The sequence below is a fragment of the Sedimenticola hydrogenitrophicus genome (genome assembly GCF_025175675.1).
In the GTDB taxonomy this organism is placed as follows: Bacteria; Pseudomonadota; Gammaproteobacteria; order Chromatiales; family Chromatiaceae; genus Sedimenticola; species Sedimenticola hydrogenitrophicus.
The window spans coordinates 119,704-135,003 of sequence record NZ_JANIOA010000006.1 but is presented as its reverse complement, the minus strand read 5'-3'; the positions used below and the strand labels follow the sequence as shown (position 1 = coordinate 135,003).

Below are 15,300 nucleotides of genomic sequence, written 5' to 3'. Positions count from 1 at the left end.
TTATGGTCAAGGAGACGAGTTTTTGCAGGTATTCTGTGGGTCCTGCTTTTAGTTCGTGGCATTGCAGCAAATATCAATCGCTGATGCTATTGGGAAAAGTAGTTTAACGTATGGCGGTTTTCCTTGGACTGCATCACATTATTCCCCATATAGTTACAAATGAAATCTACCATGCAATATACATGGAAATAGACTCACAGCTTGACGATTGGGTGTAGTGGCATAGTCAATTTTCGGGAATCTGCACCTCCAGGGTCGGTTTCACCCGTTACCTTCGCACCTCGCTGGATTTCGCGAGCAGCCCGGTGGCAACTGGGGGGAATTCCCTATAGTAGCGGGGCTGATGACCTGCTGGCGCTCGTGAATATACGTTGGCCAGAACGGAAAAGGGCGTCTATGCTTCTTTTACTCGTGGCGGCACAGGCGGTGCGGGTCAATTCCAGGATGGCCCGGATTCCGCACAGGATCCCAATCTTCCAGAGGAATAAGTCAATGTTGAAAAAAACCTTGCTTGCCCTACCCGTTGCGCTGCTCCTGGCAGATACCGCCGGTGCGGCACCGGCACCCGAAGAGGTGCTGCAGAAACTGATCGACGATTCCAACTCTCCCTACCTGACCCAAAGCCAGCAGAACCTGATAATCATGCCGGACAACCCGGCGCTGTTTGTCGCCGACGAGGGCGAGGAACTGTTCAAACAGGCGCGCGGGCCCAACAACGTCTCACTGGAAGGCTGCGACTTCGGCAAGGGTCCCGGAGTGCTCGAGGGTGCCTATGTCGAGATGCCGCGCTACTTCGCCGACACCGGCAGGGTGATGGACCTCGAGGCTCGCCTGGTCCACTGCATGACCACCCTTCAAGGCTTCGCCAGCGACGACAAGCCGGTCAAGTCGCGGCACGGTTCCGGCTCGGACATGATGAAGCTGCAGACCTACATCGCCATGCAGTCCAACGGTATGCCCTGGAATCCGTCGCAGAAGCACCCGATGGAAAAGGCCCTGCGCGATGCCGGCGAGGTGATGTTCTATCGCCGCGCCGGGCCGATGGATTTCAGCTGCGCCACCTGCCATACCCAGACCGGCAAGCGCATTCGCGCCTCGGTGCTGCCGAACGTGCACGAGTCGCATGAATGGACCAAGGCGATTTCGTGGCCCGCGGAACGCGTCGGCCAGCACAACGTGCGCAGCAGCCAGCATCGTCTGCGCGGCTGCCTGTACCAGATGCGCTATCCCAACATCAAGCCCGGCTCCGACACAGCTATGGCGTTGTTCTTGTTCTGGACCGATGCCGCGCGGGGTCAACCGGCCATCCTGCCCGATCTGAAACGATAATCGCCGACGGACGAGAGGACTCGAGATATGTTCAAGAAAACTACCAACACGCCCGTCATCGCTGCCGCCACTGCGCTGCTCCTGGTCACCGCCGGCTGCACCGCAACCGGCACGGGCAAATCCGGCTCCGCCAACGCAGAGGCGGAGGCACTGGCCGAGCAATTGGTGTTCGCTGCCGATGGCTTCTACCAGGATCAGCCGACCCAGGAAGGCACCACCGGGCGCGTACGCCTGACCCAGGACGAGACGCAGAAGATCTGCTCCGCGGTCGCGCGCAACGGCAAGAGGATCGATGCCCAGACGGCGGAGAAGGTCCGCAGCCTGGCGCTGGCGTCTATCAAGTACCCGGAGGGTGGGATCAAGCTCGGTGACTGGAAAAAAGGCCGCGAACTGGCCTGGTCCGGCTTCGGTTTCCGCACCGCGCACAATCCGGACAAGCATGAGACCCGCGAGCCCGGCGCCACCTGCTACAACTGCCACCAGCTGGCCACCGACCGCACTGGCGGCAGTATCGGTCCCAGCCTGACCGGCTTTGGTAAGCAGCGCGGTACCGGCGAGGAGGTACTCAAGTACGCCTACGACATGATCTATAACCCGCATGCATCCTTCCCCTGCACCAACATGCCGAGGTTCGGCGCCAACGGACTCCTGACCGAACAGCAGATCGCCGACGTCATGGCCTATCTGCTCGATCCGGAATCGCTGGTCAACAAGTAACCGGGCTCGAGCCCTGGCGGCCGCTTGATTGCCGCTGCATGCAAGGCCACTGATGGCGACAGCAGTGGCCTTTTTTACTCAGCTCACCGGAGTGGCGCACCAAAACCTCGCTGCGCCGACCGAGTGGTCATGATGACCAGCGGCCCCCGGGCCAAGGTCGGGAAAATCCTGGAAGTGAACCTGCCCCGGCCCCACTCCCGGAAAAAAGCTGCTCGAAGACCCGGATTACCACCGGCTGCGGGAAGAACTGCTGAGTTTCCTCGAAGAGTGCACCCCCCCTGGCTTGGCCCAGGCTCAACGCTACATCTCATCGTCGCTGCTCTCTCCATTGGCAACTTCGCCCGGCGGCGCAATCCGGCAGGACTTTTTGGGTAACCGGTCGCCATTGAGAGGGAAGCGGCTGTCCTCCCTGTGTCCGACCCATCAACTGAACGCGCCGAGCTTGTCGGGATTGCGGATGGCAAATATCCGGCGTATTCGCCCTTGATCGATCTCCAGGGTTAGGGCCGTGGCCAGCTGCTCATCCTCGAAGACCAGGAGCCCGGGAAGGCCGTTGAACCAGTGCGGCAGCGGCCGGATCGCGACGCCCTGGGCGGCGTATTTCCGGAAAACCTCTACAAAGAACGCGCCGACGGTTTCGGCGCCACAGAGCATGTCCGCGACGGCCTCGGCCCTGCCGCCGCCATCCGCATAGAGTTCCACGTTGCGGCTGAGGAGGCCGGTCAGCTGCGCCAGACTGCCGTCCCGCGCGGCATCGAAGAACGCCGCAAGCAATTTTCGATGTTCTTCCGGCTGGGTTTGAAAACGGGGGCGCCCGTCGTGAACGCGCTTGCGCGCTCGGGCAGCCAGCTGCCGGCAGTTTTCGGGGGTCTTGCCGAGGATGGTGGCGATTTCGTCGAAGCCGAGATCAAAGACATCATGGAGGAGCCACGCGGCCCGCTCGGCAGGGGACAGCTTTTCCAGCACGAAGAGCAGGGCGATGGAAATCGACTCGTCCAGTTCCATTTTGGCGGCAAGGTCGAAGCCGGCGCCCGCCGGCATTGGCTCCGGCAGCCATTCGCCGAAATAGGTTTCCCGTTGCCGCTGGGCGGACTGCAGGAGGTTGAGCGCCTTGCGGCTGCAGACTGTGATCAGCCATGCCCGCGGTGAGCGCAGGGTGGCGGCGTCGCCCTCATTCCACTTGAGGTAGGTGTCCTGGACCACATCCCGCGCATCGGCCAGGGTGCCCAGCATGCGGTAGGCAATGCCTTCGAGGGTACGGCGGTTCTCTTCGAAGATTTGCGTCTTGTCGATGGCCATGGTGGTCACTCGCAGGGATTGGACATGAGCACCGCGAAGCGCCAGCCGGACTCGCAAAGCCGGAAGACGTGGGTGTACTTCTGGCGGCTGGCAAAGATGCCGCCCCGGTTCCCATCATCGTCCATGGCGACCTCCTGGAGCCCCACCTCGATGGCAAGGTTGCCGCTGCGCTCGATGCTCAGGGGCCGCTTCCTGAAGCTGGCGAATGTCGCGTGGAGGAAGAGTTGCTCTTCCGCTTCCAGGAAAGCCGTCCGGCCGGCAACGGCTTCGCGGCCGGGGATCAGGAGCTGGATGTCCTCCGCGCACAGGTCCGCATAGGCCCGGGCATCGCCCTTGACGATGGCGTCCGACTGGCCCCCGCGAAGGTCATCGATCTGGCGTCGGTCATCGTCGCTGAATTCGCCGATCCAGCGCGGACCCGCCCCATCCCTGCCGAACAGGCGGTCCACCTGCAGCCGGGCGCAGGCCCAGGCCTTCAGCCGAATCGGATCGGGCATGGCGGTTTCCTCCAAAGTGACCATATCCACCGCTTCGATGCCGATAAACGCCAGGATTGCCTTCAGGTAGGGGGACTGAAAGTCGTCCGTGCCGGTGCCGGAGTCCAGGCCGCCCCGGCCGGCAATCACCGTCGCCCGCTTGCCATCGAGCAACCCCCGGTAGCCGTCCGGTTCGGCGGCAAAGGTCTCCCCGGAGCGTACCACGTGGTCGAACCAGGCTTTCAAGGGCGAGGGGACATTGAGATTGTAGAGGGGGCTGCTGATCAGCACATGATCGGCCCGGCGCAACTCTTCGATCAAGGTGTCGGACAGGTGGCTGGCAGCGCCCCTTGCATCGCCCGACGCTTGAAACGCCTGGATCAGCCCGTCGGTCAGGTGGGGGACCGGGTCATCGGCGAGGGAGCGCCAAATCACCTCGCCCTCGGGGCAGGCCTCTTGCCATCGGGCTTGGAAATGGTCCGCCAGGGCGCGGGTGTGGGAGCCATCAGCGCGTGCGCTGGCATCGATGCGGAGCAGTGTTTGCATGGGAAACCTCTTGTGTGGTTGCAGGTACCCCCAAGACAAAACACCGCAGCGAAACGTGACAGCCTGGCCGGCCCCCTCCCGCGACGTGGCCGCTTCGGTCCCGATTCAGACTGAGAGTTCAGGGGACACATTACTTAACTCCTGCAGTTAAGTATTGTGTCCCCGACCGTCTGAGCCCGGCTCTGTAAAGCCAGGGCCATGTGATCGGTTTACTGCTTGAGGCGGTACCCTGTCTTAAACATCCACCACACGATGCCGGAACAGATCGCCAGAAATAGCAGGATGACGCCCAGGCTGATGCCCACATTGACATCCGAGACCTCGAAAAAACTCCAGCGAAATCCACTCACCAGATAGAGCACCGGGTTGAACAGCGTAATGGTCTGCCACAGGGGCGGTAACATACTGACCGAGTAGAAGGTGCCACCGAGAAAGACCAGCGGTGTGATGATCAACAGGGGCACGACCTGCAACTTTTCGAAGTTGTTTGCCCACAGGCCGATTATAAAGCCCAGCAGACTGAATGAGACGCAGGTCAGGATAAGAAACATGGCCATCCAGATCGGATGATCAATGCGTAACTCGACAAAAAAGCTGGCGGTAATCAAGATGATTGTGCCGATGATCAGGGACTTTGTCGCCGCGGCGCCGACATAGCCCAGCAGGATCTCGAAGAAGGAGATCGGGGCCGACATGACTTCATAAACCGTGCCGGTAAATTTGGGGAAAAAGATACCAAACGAGGCATTCGACACGCTCTGCGTCAGAATGGATAGCATCATCAAACCAGGCACTATAAATAACCCATAGGTGACGCCATCAACCGACTGTATGCGCGATCCGATGGCCGAGCCGAACACGATAAAATAGAGCGCGGTCGATAAAACCGGTGATGCGATACTCTGGAACAGGGTGTGCCAGGTGCGCAACATTTCGTATTTATAGATGACTTTTACGGCTTGTATGTTCATCGCGGTGCCTGCACCAGGTTGACAAATATATCCTGTAACGAACTTTGCGTTGTATTGAGGTCTTTCATGGATATCCCGGCCGAATGCAATGCCTGGAGCAGTGCCGTGATACCGGTGTTATTACCCTGGGTGTCGTAGGTGAAAATCAGCTCATGTCCATCAGCGGAAAGTTCAAGCGCATAGGAAGCCATTGACTCGGGTATGTTATTAATCGGTTCCTTGAGTTCAATGATCAGTTGTTTACGCCCCAGCTCCCGCATCAGGTTGACCTTGTCATCGACCAGTAACAGCTCCCCATGATTGATCACACCCACCCGGTCTGCGATCTGTTCGGCTTCTTCAATGTAGTGGGTGGTCAGGATGATGGTGACACCCGAGTCACGCAGCCGGTTGACGATCCGCCACATATCCTTGCGCAGCTCAACGTCAACCCCGGCCGTCGGTTCATCCAGAAATAGAATATTCGGCTGATGGGACAGCGCCTTGGCGATCAGCACCCGGCGCCTCATGCCACCCGAGAGCGTGCGCAGTTCGTTGTTCCGCTTATCCCACAATGACAGATCCTTGAGCAGCTGTTCGAGATAGGCATCGTCTGGCTTTTTCCCAAACAGGCCGCGACTGAAACACAGGGTATCCCAGACCCTGTCGAAGGCCGCCAGGGTGAGTTCCTGCGGGACCAGGCCAATCTGACTGCGGGTTTGCCGATAATTCTCAATGATATCGAAACCACCCACGGTAACCGTGCCGGAAGTGGGGGACACCAATCCACATATCACCGAAATCATTGTGGTTTTACCGGCGCCATTGGGGCCGAGCAAGGCAAGTATCTCGCCTTCCTCTATGTCGAGATTGACCTGTTTGAGTGCCTGATGGCCGCCCTCGTAGGTCTTGCAAAGATTGGCGATGGAAATGATGGTCGTCATGAGCGGATGATACGGCAAATTGGACGGTGATGGGAAATAAGCGATGACTTGTATAAGGAATAACCTAAGAGTATGTATGGTTGAATAGGCGAATCCAGATGGGTCCTTGTATTGGAACAGCATCTCCCATCGGACACGGAAACCCGGCGCTCGTGATCCGACAAAGGCAATGCCGTTCGGCAATCAACCGCTATAATCTGACTTCAGGAATAGTAACCGGGTATCGATCATGCCATCCGTGGATGAATTGAGTGAAGCAGCGAAGATAGCCTACCGGGCCTTTCTCGACATGAGTAATAGCAAGATCGCCCATTTTGACTACCTGGTCGCGATTGAAACCAAGTATAAGTTGGGTGGCGCACCCAGTGTCTCGGAGAATCTGGAACTGGAACGATTGCTCGCCAATCACGATAAAAATGTGCAGGCTTTCACTACGGCAATGGCTGCCGTAACAGACAGCGATGAAAAGCAAACCTTGTTCCAACTGTTTTCATAACTACTCACCCGACCTGCAGCGATTGGCCTGCCTTGGTGGCCGATCTTGATGGCGCCTCGAATCCGGTCCCTTTTTCAGATTCAAGCCTGCCCTTGTCTGAGCGAAGCGAGTTTGGGCAGGCACTGAAAATGGGGCCGGATTCGAGGAGAAAAGCCATCGTGTGAGGCCGGCAAGGCAGGCCAATCACCCCGTGAGTAGTTACCTGTTTTCTTAGTTCGAATTAGGAACAGGACCCACCGGTTGATTACCACTGGCGAAGCCGGGTGCCTACTCCGGCCGGTGATTCGATAGGTAGAGATCGAAATAAAGATCATTTTTGCCGGGTCTCCTAGGGTGAGTGTCAACAAAGACTCGTCAAATTCAGGAGACATCTCCATGAAAACATTGACCGCTACCACCCTCTGTATTCTGGCCACTGTTGTAACCTCCGGCATCGCCCTGGCCGCGGCCGGAAGCAGTTCGGTAAAGATCGGGATAGAGGAACAGGCCTTCCGCGACGCGCTGCAGGGTACCGTGGCCTATACGGCTGAAAAGGACTTCAGATCAATGCCCGCTACCGCAGCCGGAAGCAATTCAGTGAAGATCGGGAAGGACGAACAGGCTTTCCGCAAGGCGTTCCGGGGTACCGTGGCCTATACGGCTGAAAAAGATTTCAGATCAATACCCGCTACCGCAGCCGGAAGCAGTTCGGTGAAGATCGGGAAAGAGGAACAGGCCTTCCGCAAGACGCTGCGGGGACCGTAAACGACCCAGCAGTTTCGAATTAACAGTGACTGTACCGCGAACTATCCGGATGGCCTTGCCATCCGGATTTTTTGTGTGCCAGAACAAACGAACAGGACTATTTGGGGTCGGATCAGAACGGCGACCACTCGATGCCACCATTTTGGCTAACGAGGATCTCTCCATCGCTGGCGATGGCGTACAGGCGCTCAGTGTTGTTTGGATCCTCGGCCAGGTGGAGCAGGTAGCGGTCGCCCCATTTAGGACCGAGCGGGCGCCAGCCGGGTCTGGATTCATCGGCGCGCAGCAGGCCTCGACCTACCATGAAGGCGTAGATCGAACCCGCGGTCCCGGTGTATACCAACGTGGCGGGCTGACGGAAGAGATGGGCGTTGCGCCAGGTTCGACCCCCATCGTCGCTACGCAACAGTCCCTGTCGCGTGGCGGCATAGAGCCGGTTGACGTCTTGTGCCGAAGCCGCAATATCCACCAGCCCTTCCGGCGACTGCGCCACGATGTTCCAGCTGTCGCCGCCGTCCGCACTGTGCTGCAGGTTTCCCCGGTAGACGCCGTACACCTGATCCGGATCCGCGCGACTGACATCCATCTGGTGGAAATCGACCGGTCCACCCACGCCTTTGGAGAGCTGCCGCCAGGTTTTTCCGCCATCGTTGGAACGGATGAACCCCATGTTCCCGCCCTGCGCCGGATGACCGGTGGCATAGAGAATCTCGACATCCCGGGGGTGTGGCGTGAAGCCCATGTAGTCATTGCGATCTTCGGAAAGTCGTGTCGCCGATCCGTCGGGCGCGATGTGGTAAAAACCGTGATGCGTTGCCAGGTAGAGGTGGTCAGGTGTCTGCGGATCGACCGCAATTCCGTGGAAGTGTGTGTTTTGCCGCAGCTGATTCAGTGGCACGGATTCGGCCAATCCGATAGCCGGGACCAGGATCAGGGCCAGGATTAGGGCCAAGTATTCAACATTCGCTTTCACAACATTTCTCCAGAGTACCCGGTGCGGCTTTCGCAAGGACCGATCGGCATGAACCCGGCAGCTAAATCTAGTATCAGTGGATATTCTAGTCGGGTTGCTCGCTATTGCACGGTTCGAGGCAGCAGGACTCGCTGTCGTCCTACCCATTTTCAGCCACCCCGGCAACCCCCATCGTGGCGACTCATTAATCAGGCCAGGCGGCGGCCTGGTTGGCCGGCCAGCGCGCAACGGCCTGTCGCCTCAGGAATCTATGGGCAGGCGCACGGTAAAGATGGTTCCCTTGCCGGGCGCGGAGTCGACCTTCAACTCGCCATGGTGCTTGTCCGTCACCACGTGGTAGACGATGGCCAGGCCCTGCCCGGATCCCCGTCCCACCTCCTTGGTGGTAAAGAAGGGTTCGAAAATTTTCTCTCGCAACTCCAGTGGCACCCCGCAGCCATTGTCCTGAACCTGGATTTCGGCCCAGTCGCCGTCGCACCGGGTGGTGATGCGGATGAGCCCCATCTTATCCCCCGTGGACTTGCCGTCGGCAACGGCGTGGGCGGCGTTGACGATGAGGTTCAGCAGCACCTGACCCAGTTCATCCTTGAGTCCCAGTACGGCGGACAGCCGGGGATCAAAATCGGTTTCCAGTTCGGCGATCAGTTTCCATTCGTTGCGGCAGATCTCCACGGTGGACTGGATGAGATGATTCAAGTCCACCGGTTGCATGACGCCACCGCTGGGGTGGGCGAAGTCTTTCATCGCGCCGACAATACCGGAGATGCGTCTCACTCCATCTTTGCACTCCTTCAGGGCACGAGGTATTTCGTCCTTTAGGTAATTGAAATCGGCCAGCTCCATGGCGCGGGCGACGGTGCCTCGGTAGTCGGGTGGGGATTCGCTCTCGGGAGCTTCAGTCAACATCGATTCGCACAGTTGCATGGCCTGTAGCAGGTCTGCGAACGAGTCGGTAATGAAAGTGATGTTGTCGCCCACGTACTGGGTCGGGGTGTTGATTTCGTGGGCGATGCCGGAGGCCAGCTGGCCTATGGCTTGAAGTTTCTGGGCCTGCAACAGTTCCGCCTGGGCAGCCTTCAGCTCTGTCAGCGCGCGTTCCAGTTCGACACGGTGGGCTTCGAGTTCACGGGTGCGGGTGGCGACGACGTTTTCCAGGGTAATGTTCTGTTCAAACAGCGCAAAGCCGGATATGTTGTCGGCGGTTTGTTGTTCCAGTCGTTCCGAGAGTATGCGGATGGTCTTGTCCTGGGCCAGGATTTTTTGCTCCAGGAGTTGAACTTGCTCGTCCATTATAGTTCTCCGATGGCAAGGCCGGTGAACGTTTGATTCATATGCAACGCATTGAACTGTTCGCCGTAGGTGCTGAAACCGATCACCTTGTTCCGCGCCAGCAACTCGCCCACTTGCCGGAGCTGTCCGGTCTGCTCGAATTCGAGGCGCCGCAGTATGCAGTCACAGCCGATAATCAGACTGGGGTTTGGTACCAGGCGGTGTACATCGGCGAACGCCTTCTCTGCCGCCTCCAGGGGGCTGACCGCTTCCCCCAGGCGCAAGACGATGCCGGTGGCGATCGCGCAGTAGAACGTCAGGCTCAGGTCATCATTGCATTGCTGTATCGAGCGGACGTAATAGTCCGAGCCCAGTTTAAACATGACCGGAAAACGCGAATAAATTTCGGGTGACAGATCCTCGACCGCGAATCCCAGGCGCTGCGCATAGGCCAGGGCGGCGGGTTCTCCGTTGAACTCCTGCACTGTGCGGTTTTCCGAATCAGCCTCGGTGACTACCAGCAACTCCTTGGTGGGAACAAAATGCTGGAATTTGAAGGCCGCGAAAGGGGCATCCGTTTCGAACAGCGCCAACACGGCGGCATTGGAGAGGAAGCGGCCATCGGCGTAGACAAATGTGGAATGGAAGGAGAGATCGTCGCCGGCGGATCCGCCGATCAGGGGCATGTCCGGAAAACAGTGATGCAGTGCAGCCGCCAGTCGTTCCTCCAGGCGCGACAGGCCGTCTACCAGCAGTATTCCGAAACGCCGGGTCTCCTTACGGAGAGGATCGGAGTCTATTTTCTGTCCCAGCGCCGAGACGGCCGCCTGGCACTGCTCCAGCGGATGGATCAGTTCGGTCCGTACGGACACCGAGGAGCCATAGATACCGGTTGCCTGCAGGCCCCGGCGCTGGTAGCCGCCGGGGCCGATATGGCCGGCGGTGGTGCAGCCGAAGACCGGCACCGTAAAGGCCTCGCGGAGCTCGACGGCCAGCGCATCCAGGTCGTAGTCTATCGAGACGAAGAGCAGCACGGCCTTCAGTCCGGCGGGGTCGAGTTGCTGTCGGATCTCCTCGACCGCCCGGGATGCATCCCGGGTCTCGGTCAAGGCGGTGTTGCTGAATAGCCCCATGAACCAGTCTCCTCCTGCGGAATGTCCGTCATGTTCCGTTAGCGGCGGGGAGGCGTCTATCTTGAAGAGCGTGTGGCAAAGTCGGTCAAGGCGGAAAGCTCACCGGCATCCCGCGGGTTGTGCGCAAAGTTGTTGCGAAGTCACCCTTATTCGTGTTCAGTTGGGTTGATTCGCGGCTATGACTGGACGGGCGAGGGTAAATTGATGAGTATCGAGTACAGGATCAACGCACCGGTTTCCACCGATCAATTCATCGACCTGCTGGTTCGTTCGACACTGGGAGAACGCCGGCCGATCAATGATCGTGAGTGCATGGAAGGCATGGTGAACAACAGCAATCTGATGGTCAGCGCCTGGCATGGCGACTCGCTTGTCGGCATGGCCCGTTCGATGACGGACTTTCATTATGCTTGTTATCTTTCCGACCTGGCGGTGCATGTCGATTATCAGAGACGCGGTATAGGCAAGCAGCTGCAAATCATTACCCAGGCTCAATTGGGACCGAAATGCAATCTGATTCTGCTTGCGGCGCCGGCGGCAAATTCATATTACGGGCATATTGGTTTTAGCAACAACCCACGGTGCTGGGTTATTGCACGCCATCAGCCTATCGGTAGCGAGTAGATAAATGAAGAAGATCAAAAATGAGAAAGAGTTGCTGAAAGAGGCCATCCGTGTCGGCATGATCTATGCCGAGAAACGTGGGGCGGCCGAGTTTGATGCCTCCGATTCACAACAGCTCAAGGTGGAGTTCCTCTACAAGCTGCTGGTCCACGACAAGCAGATCCAGCCGCTGGCCAAAGACCAGATGGGTGATGTCGGGATGCGGCACAAGCTGGCGATCTGGATTTCCAAACTCTTACCTGAAGACCACCCGTTAAAGCAGTAGGTACGGATTTGGCAATCAACATGTGGCTCAATATCGTCAAGATAATGGTGTGCCTAATTCTGATCGCGGGATTGGTATATAACGCCTACGTGACCTGGGCTTAGGGCTCGCGCAAAATTTAATCTCAGTGTAGGTTGGGGTGAGTGGGGCGAACCCCAACGGACAATGGTTCCATCCAGTGCCACTTGTTGGGGTTCGCAGGCTCACCCCAACCTACAAGTCACACCCCGCATCGTCAGTCGCGGTTCTATTAAATCTGCCTTACCTTGATGTTCAGGGTCTGGATGCGATAGCCGATCTGGCGCGGCGTCATGCCCAGGATCCGCGCCGCCTTGGCCTGGACCCAGCCGGCCTGCTCCAGGGCGGCGATGACCCGTTCCCGTTCATCCAGGTCGGGATCGTCGATATCGACCCGGGGTGCCGACGCGCCGGAGGTGGAGCTCTGGAAGCCGCTCTGCAACCCGGTCAGGCTGATGGCGCGGCCGTCGATGCGGCCCTCGTCGCTCATCACCGACGCGCGCTCCAGGCAGTTCTCCAGCTCGCGCACGTTGCCCGGCCAGTCGTAGCGCATCAGCGGGCCCAGGGCGCTGTCTTCCAGGAGCAGTTCGCGGCCCTGGCTTTTGGCGATCTTGGAGATCAGGAAACGCACCAGGTCGGGGATATCCTCGACCCGCTCGCGCAGCGGCGGGGTATTGATGGGCATGACATTCAAGCGGTAGTAGAGGTCTTCGCGGAAATTGCCCGCCTGCACCTCCGACTCCAGGTTCTTGTTGGTGGCCGCCACCACCCGCACATCCACCACGTTGGTGCGGTTGCCGCCGACCCGTTCGAACTCCCCCTCCTGCAGCACCCGCAGCAGCTTGGTCTGGAAGGCGGGGGTGATTTCACCGATCTCGTCGAGGAAGATGGTACCGCCGTGGGCCTGTTCGAAACGCCCCTTGCGCTGGCTGATTGCCCCGGTGAAGGCGCCCTTCTCGTGGCCGAACAGTTCCGACTCCAGCAGGGTGTCGGGCAGGGCGGCGCAGTTGAGCTTGATGAACGGTCCGTTGGCGCGTGGCGAGTTGTAATGGATGGCGTTGGCGATCAGCTCCTTGCCGGTGCCCGACTCGCCGCGCACCAGTACCGTGGTGTTCCACTTCGCCACCTGGCGGATCTGGTCGAACACCAGGCGCATGCTGCGGGTGTGCCCCACCATGTTGGAGAAGCCGTGCTCGCCACGCACCTTGCGGCGCAGCGAGTCGCGCTCGCTCTTCAGCGCCAGCTGTTCGTCCTCGACCTTGCGCGCCAGCCGCACGCTCTGGCCGATCAGGTTGGCCACCATCTCCAGAAACTGCTGCTGCCGGGCCAGGGGGCTGAAGCCGCCCTGCGGCTGGGCCGCCAGCACGCCCGTGGTTTGTCCGGCGATGGAGATCGGCACCCCGATGAACGGCAGTTCCGGGTGGTAGACCCCGAGGCGATCCAGGAAGCGGTCCTCGTCCGAGAGCCGTTCGATCACCACCGGCTCGCCCCCCTCCATGATGGCGCCGACGATCCCCTCGCCCGGCTTGTAGTGGATCTGGTTGAAGGGCGCCGGGTTCTCATGCAGCGCGGTGACCAGCAGGTTGCCGCTGGCCTCGTCCAGCAGGGCGATCATGCCGTGGCGCAGTCCGTTGGTGTCGTTCAGGGTGCGCAGTACCTCCTGCAGCGTCTCGCGAAAATCGAGCGAGCGGCTGAGCACCTGGCTCACCAGGTAGAGGCTCTCCAGCGTGGCTTCCAGGATCTTGCAGTCCGGGCCCAGCGTCTCCGCTGCGGCCGATTCATCGGTTACACACATCACCTCAAACTCCTCCCATCCCGTGGATGGGCAGTCTCACGAAGACCCGGCAGCCGCCGCAGAAATCGGCATCGATCTCGATACTGCCGCCGTGTCCCAGTATCACTTCCTGCGCCATGGTCAGGCCCATGCCGGCGTGCTCGCCGGCGCGCGACCAGCCGCAGAAAAACGGTTCAAATACTTTCAGGCGCATCGCTTCCGGGATGCCCGGCCCATTGTCCATCACCTCGACCACCAGCTCCTGGTCCAGCTGCCGGGTCTGCAGGCGGATCTCCCGGTAGTCCTGGCCGGACTCGTTCACCGCCTGGATGGCATTGTCGATGAGGTACTTGAACAGGCCGCGCAGGGCATTGGGCCGGCCGGTCACACTCGACAGCACCGTGGCCGGACGCCAGTCCACCACCACCCCCGAGGCCAGCAGCCGGTCGGTCGACAGGCGCATCACTTCGTGCAGGATCTCGTTGATGTTGACCATCGAAGCCTGCTCCACCGTGCGGCTGGGCAGGGCCGCCTGCAGGCTCTCCATCGCCTCGTTGCCGCTCTCCAGGGCCTGGTGCAACACCTGGCAGACGCCGCACTGATCGGAGCCCGTACCGGGCATGGCCAGGGCCGCGCGGATGATGTTGAACGGCACCTGCATCTTGAAGATGGCGCCCGAGATCGCCTCGCGCATGGTCTCCACCATCTGCTGTTCCGCCATGCCGGCGCGGATCATGTTCAGCCGCACCTCGTTGATGCGCTTGCGGCTGCCGGTCACCTCGTTGGCGATCAGCAGCAGGCAGTAGCGTGTCTGCTCCTGCTGTTTGAAATAGTTCTGCGCCGCCTCGTCCAGCTCGTCGACCCGGACCGCCGAGCAGCTGAACCACCTTGGTGCAGCACTGCCCGCCAGGTCGAGACGGATCTCCACGTTGGTGAAGCCCTTGCCGGTGCGGCAGGCACTGGCCAGGTCGAAATCGATCTGCTGCTCCAGGGCATCGAGGAACAGCCCGGCCGGCTCCACGCCGCGGCAATCCCCCAGCAGCGCCTTGTAGGCGTGGTTATCCAGCAACACCTTGCGCTCAGCGGTAATCATCGCCACCACCATGGGCGCCGCATCCAGGGCCGCCTCGGTCAGGCTCTTCTGAAACTTCAGCCGCTGTCCAAGTTGATGCACCGCTGTAATATCCCGGTGCATGCCAAGGTAATAGCTGACCTCCCCGCCGGGGGTGAGCACCGGGGAGATCACCAGCTCGGCCAGGTACTCCTCCTGGCACTTTTTGTGATTGACCAGGGTGCCCTGCCAGACCTGTTTTGACTGGATGGTCTTCCATAGCTCCTGGTAGACGCTGAGCGGGGTCGAGCGGCTGGAGAGCATCGATTCGTTGTGCCCGATCACCTCGTCCCGCTGATACCCGGTCAACGCTTCAAAGGCATGATTTACATAGAGTATTCTGGCTGCCGCATCGGTAATGGAGATGGCCACCGGGGCCTGCTCCACGGTTTCGAGAAACAGCTTCGGCGGCAGCAACTGGCCGCCGCCGAAGCCGTTGAACGCCTCGATGATTTCAGCCGGGGTACCCTCGGGGGGGGCGGCCAGAAAGCGGCTGATGGCGTCGATCACGTCACCACTGGCGGCGCTGGATTTTTGCTGGATCATGGCGGTGCTTCCCAAATGCCGATAGGTCATTACCCGGGCTGCTGCAAAAGGCATACCACCTATTAACGGGGTCTGTTAAGGGGTCA

The 15,300-nt window shown here is 59.7% G+C and carries 15 protein-coding genes; 6 read left to right on the top strand and 9 right to left on the bottom strand.

Translation table 11 applies throughout. The features are described from left to right. Positions 1 to 492 precede the first annotated feature (492 nt). Together soxA and soxX are read left to right on the top strand one after the other, a co-directional pair. The gene (soxA, locus tag NPX02_RS05560; RefSeq protein WP_260292449.1) at positions 493 to 1,329 is read left to right on the top strand and encodes a sulfur oxidation c-type cytochrome SoxA; all 837 of its coding nucleotides are present in this window, start codon (positions 493 to 495) and stop codon (positions 1,327 to 1,329) included. A 27-nt stretch (positions 1,330 to 1,356) separates the two neighbouring features. Further along, on the top strand, positions 1,357 to 2,046 hold the full coding sequence (soxX, locus tag NPX02_RS05555) for a sulfur oxidation c-type cytochrome SoxX (RefSeq protein WP_260292448.1): 690 nt from the start codon (positions 1,357 to 1,359) through the stop codon (positions 2,044 to 2,046). A 423-nt stretch (positions 2,047 to 2,469) separates the two neighbouring features. On the opposite strand, the gene sigJ is transcribed toward soxX, so the two are convergent. The 4 genes from sigJ to NPX02_RS05535 form a co-directional block, all read right to left on the bottom strand. Continuing rightward, positions 2,470 to 3,345, bottom strand: a complete 876-nt coding sequence (sigJ, locus tag NPX02_RS05550; RefSeq protein ID WP_260292447.1) for an RNA polymerase sigma factor SigJ — start codon at positions 3,343 to 3,345, stop codon at positions 2,470 to 2,472. A gap of 5 nt (positions 3,346 to 3,350) precedes the next feature. Continuing rightward, complete coding sequence (locus NPX02_RS05545) at positions 3,351 to 4,367, bottom strand: NAD(P)H-dependent oxidoreductase (protein WP_260292446.1); 1,017 nt, start codon at positions 4,365 to 4,367, stop codon at positions 3,351 to 3,353. Positions 4,368 to 4,576: 209 nt separating this feature from the next. Next, complete coding sequence (locus NPX02_RS05540; RefSeq protein ID WP_260292445.1) at positions 4,577 to 5,338, bottom strand: ABC transporter permease; 762 nt, start codon at positions 5,336 to 5,338, stop codon at positions 4,577 to 4,579. Beyond that, positions 5,335 to 6,261, bottom strand: a complete 927-nt coding sequence (locus NPX02_RS05535; RefSeq protein ID WP_260292444.1) for an ABC transporter ATP-binding protein — start codon at positions 6,259 to 6,261, stop codon at positions 5,335 to 5,337. Before NPX02_RS05535 ends, NPX02_RS05540 begins: the two co-directional genes overlap by 4 nt. A 229-nt stretch (positions 6,262 to 6,490) precedes the next feature. Here NPX02_RS05535 and NPX02_RS05530 point away from each other — a divergent pair, with 229 nt between their 5' ends. Together NPX02_RS05530 and NPX02_RS05525 are read left to right on the top strand one after the other, a co-directional pair. Next, positions 6,491 to 6,757, top strand: a complete 267-nt coding sequence (locus NPX02_RS05530) for a hypothetical protein (RefSeq protein ID WP_260292443.1) — start codon at positions 6,491 to 6,493, stop codon at positions 6,755 to 6,757. Between the two features lie 375 nt (positions 6,758 to 7,132). Further along, positions 7,133 to 7,501: a hypothetical protein gene (locus NPX02_RS05525; RefSeq protein WP_260292442.1), complete on the top strand. Its 369-nt coding sequence runs from the start codon at positions 7,133 to 7,135 to the stop codon at positions 7,499 to 7,501. 112 nt (positions 7,502 to 7,613) lie between these two features. On the opposite strand, the gene NPX02_RS05520 is transcribed toward NPX02_RS05525, so the two are convergent. From NPX02_RS05520 to NPX02_RS05510, 3 genes are all read right to left on the bottom strand, one after another. After that, complete coding sequence (locus tag NPX02_RS05520) at positions 7,614 to 8,474, bottom strand: WD40/YVTN/BNR-like repeat-containing protein (protein ID WP_260292441.1); 861 nt, start codon at positions 8,472 to 8,474, stop codon at positions 7,614 to 7,616. Between the two features lie 240 nt (positions 8,475 to 8,714). Next, entirely contained in the window at positions 8,715 to 9,764 is a 1,050-nt protein-coding gene (locus tag NPX02_RS05515) for a sensor histidine kinase (protein WP_260292440.1), read from the bottom strand. Then, positions 9,764 to 10,876 (bottom strand): FIST N-terminal domain-containing protein, encoded by a 1,113-nt coding sequence (locus NPX02_RS05510; protein ID WP_260292439.1) that lies wholly within the window; start codon positions 10,874 to 10,876, stop codon positions 9,764 to 9,766. The genes NPX02_RS05515 and NPX02_RS05510 overlap by 1 nt, the downstream gene beginning before the upstream one ends. Before the next feature lie 204 nt (positions 10,877 to 11,080). On the opposite strand from NPX02_RS05510, the gene NPX02_RS05505 reads away from it, so the two are divergent. Then, a complete protein-coding gene (locus tag NPX02_RS05505; protein WP_260292438.1) occupies positions 11,081 to 11,500 on the top strand; it encodes a GNAT family N-acetyltransferase in 420 nt (139 codons plus the stop codon). Between the two features lie 4 nt (positions 11,501 to 11,504). Continuing rightward, positions 11,505 to 11,765 (top strand): DUF5062 family protein, encoded by a 261-nt coding sequence (locus tag NPX02_RS05500; RefSeq protein ID WP_260292437.1) that lies wholly within the window; start codon positions 11,505 to 11,507, stop codon positions 11,763 to 11,765. Between the two features lie 250 nt (positions 11,766 to 12,015). Here the strand turns inward: NPX02_RS05500 and nifA are convergent, their stop codons facing one another. Then, positions 12,016 to 13,578 carry a nif-specific transcriptional activator NifA gene (nifA, locus tag NPX02_RS05495; RefSeq protein WP_260292436.1) on the bottom strand — a complete coding sequence of 521 codons (1,563 nt, stop codon included), beginning with the start codon at positions 13,576 to 13,578 and terminating at the stop codon, positions 12,016 to 12,018. Positions 13,579 to 13,582: 4 nt separating this feature from the next. Continuing rightward, a complete protein-coding gene (gene nifL, locus NPX02_RS05490) occupies positions 13,583 to 15,214 on the bottom strand; it encodes a nitrogen fixation negative regulator NifL (RefSeq protein WP_260292435.1) in 1,632 nt (543 codons plus the stop codon). Positions 15,215 to 15,300: the final 86 nt, after the last annotated feature.

Excerpts from the sequence above, each read along its gene's own strand:
- soxA (WP_260292449.1), top strand. The coding sequence starts at position 493 with ATGTTGAAAAAAACCTTGCTTGCCCTACCCGTTGCGCTGCTCCTGGCA.
- soxX (WP_260292448.1), top strand. The coding sequence starts at position 1,357 with ATGTTCAAGAAAACTACCAACACGCCCGTCATCGCTGCCGCCACTGCG.
- sigJ (WP_260292447.1), bottom strand. The coding sequence starts at position 3,345 with ATGGCCATCGACAAGACGCAAATCTTCGAAGAGAACCGCCGTACCCTC.
- NPX02_RS05545 (WP_260292446.1), bottom strand. The coding sequence starts at position 4,367 with ATGCAAACACTGCTCCGCATCGATGCCAGCGCACGCGCTGATGGCTCC.
- NPX02_RS05540 (WP_260292445.1), bottom strand. The coding sequence starts at position 5,338 with ATGAACATACAAGCCGTAAAAGTCATCTATAAATACGAAATGTTGCGC.
- NPX02_RS05535 (WP_260292444.1), bottom strand. The coding sequence starts at position 6,261 with ATGACGACCATCATTTCCATCGCCAATCTTTGCAAGACCTACGAGGGC.
- NPX02_RS05530 (WP_260292443.1), top strand. The coding sequence starts at position 6,491 with ATGCCATCCGTGGATGAATTGAGTGAAGCAGCGAAGATAGCCTACCGG.
- NPX02_RS05525 (WP_260292442.1), top strand. The coding sequence starts at position 7,133 with ATGAAAACATTGACCGCTACCACCCTCTGTATTCTGGCCACTGTTGTA.
- NPX02_RS05515 (WP_260292440.1), bottom strand. The coding sequence starts at position 9,764 with ATGGACGAGCAAGTTCAACTCCTGGAGCAAAAAATCCTGGCCCAGGAC.
- NPX02_RS05510 (WP_260292439.1), bottom strand. The coding sequence starts at position 10,876 with ATGGGGCTATTCAGCAACACCGCCTTGACCGAGACCCGGGATGCATCC.
- NPX02_RS05505 (WP_260292438.1), top strand. The coding sequence starts at position 11,081 with ATGAGTATCGAGTACAGGATCAACGCACCGGTTTCCACCGATCAATTC.
- NPX02_RS05500 (WP_260292437.1), top strand. The coding sequence starts at position 11,505 with ATGAAGAAGATCAAAAATGAGAAAGAGTTGCTGAAAGAGGCCATCCGT.
- nifA (WP_260292436.1), bottom strand. The coding sequence starts at position 13,578 with ATGTGTGTAACCGATGAATCGGCCGCAGCGGAGACGCTGGGCCCGGAC.
- nifL (WP_260292435.1), bottom strand. The coding sequence starts at position 15,214 with ATGATCCAGCAAAAATCCAGCGCCGCCAGTGGTGACGTGATCGACGCC.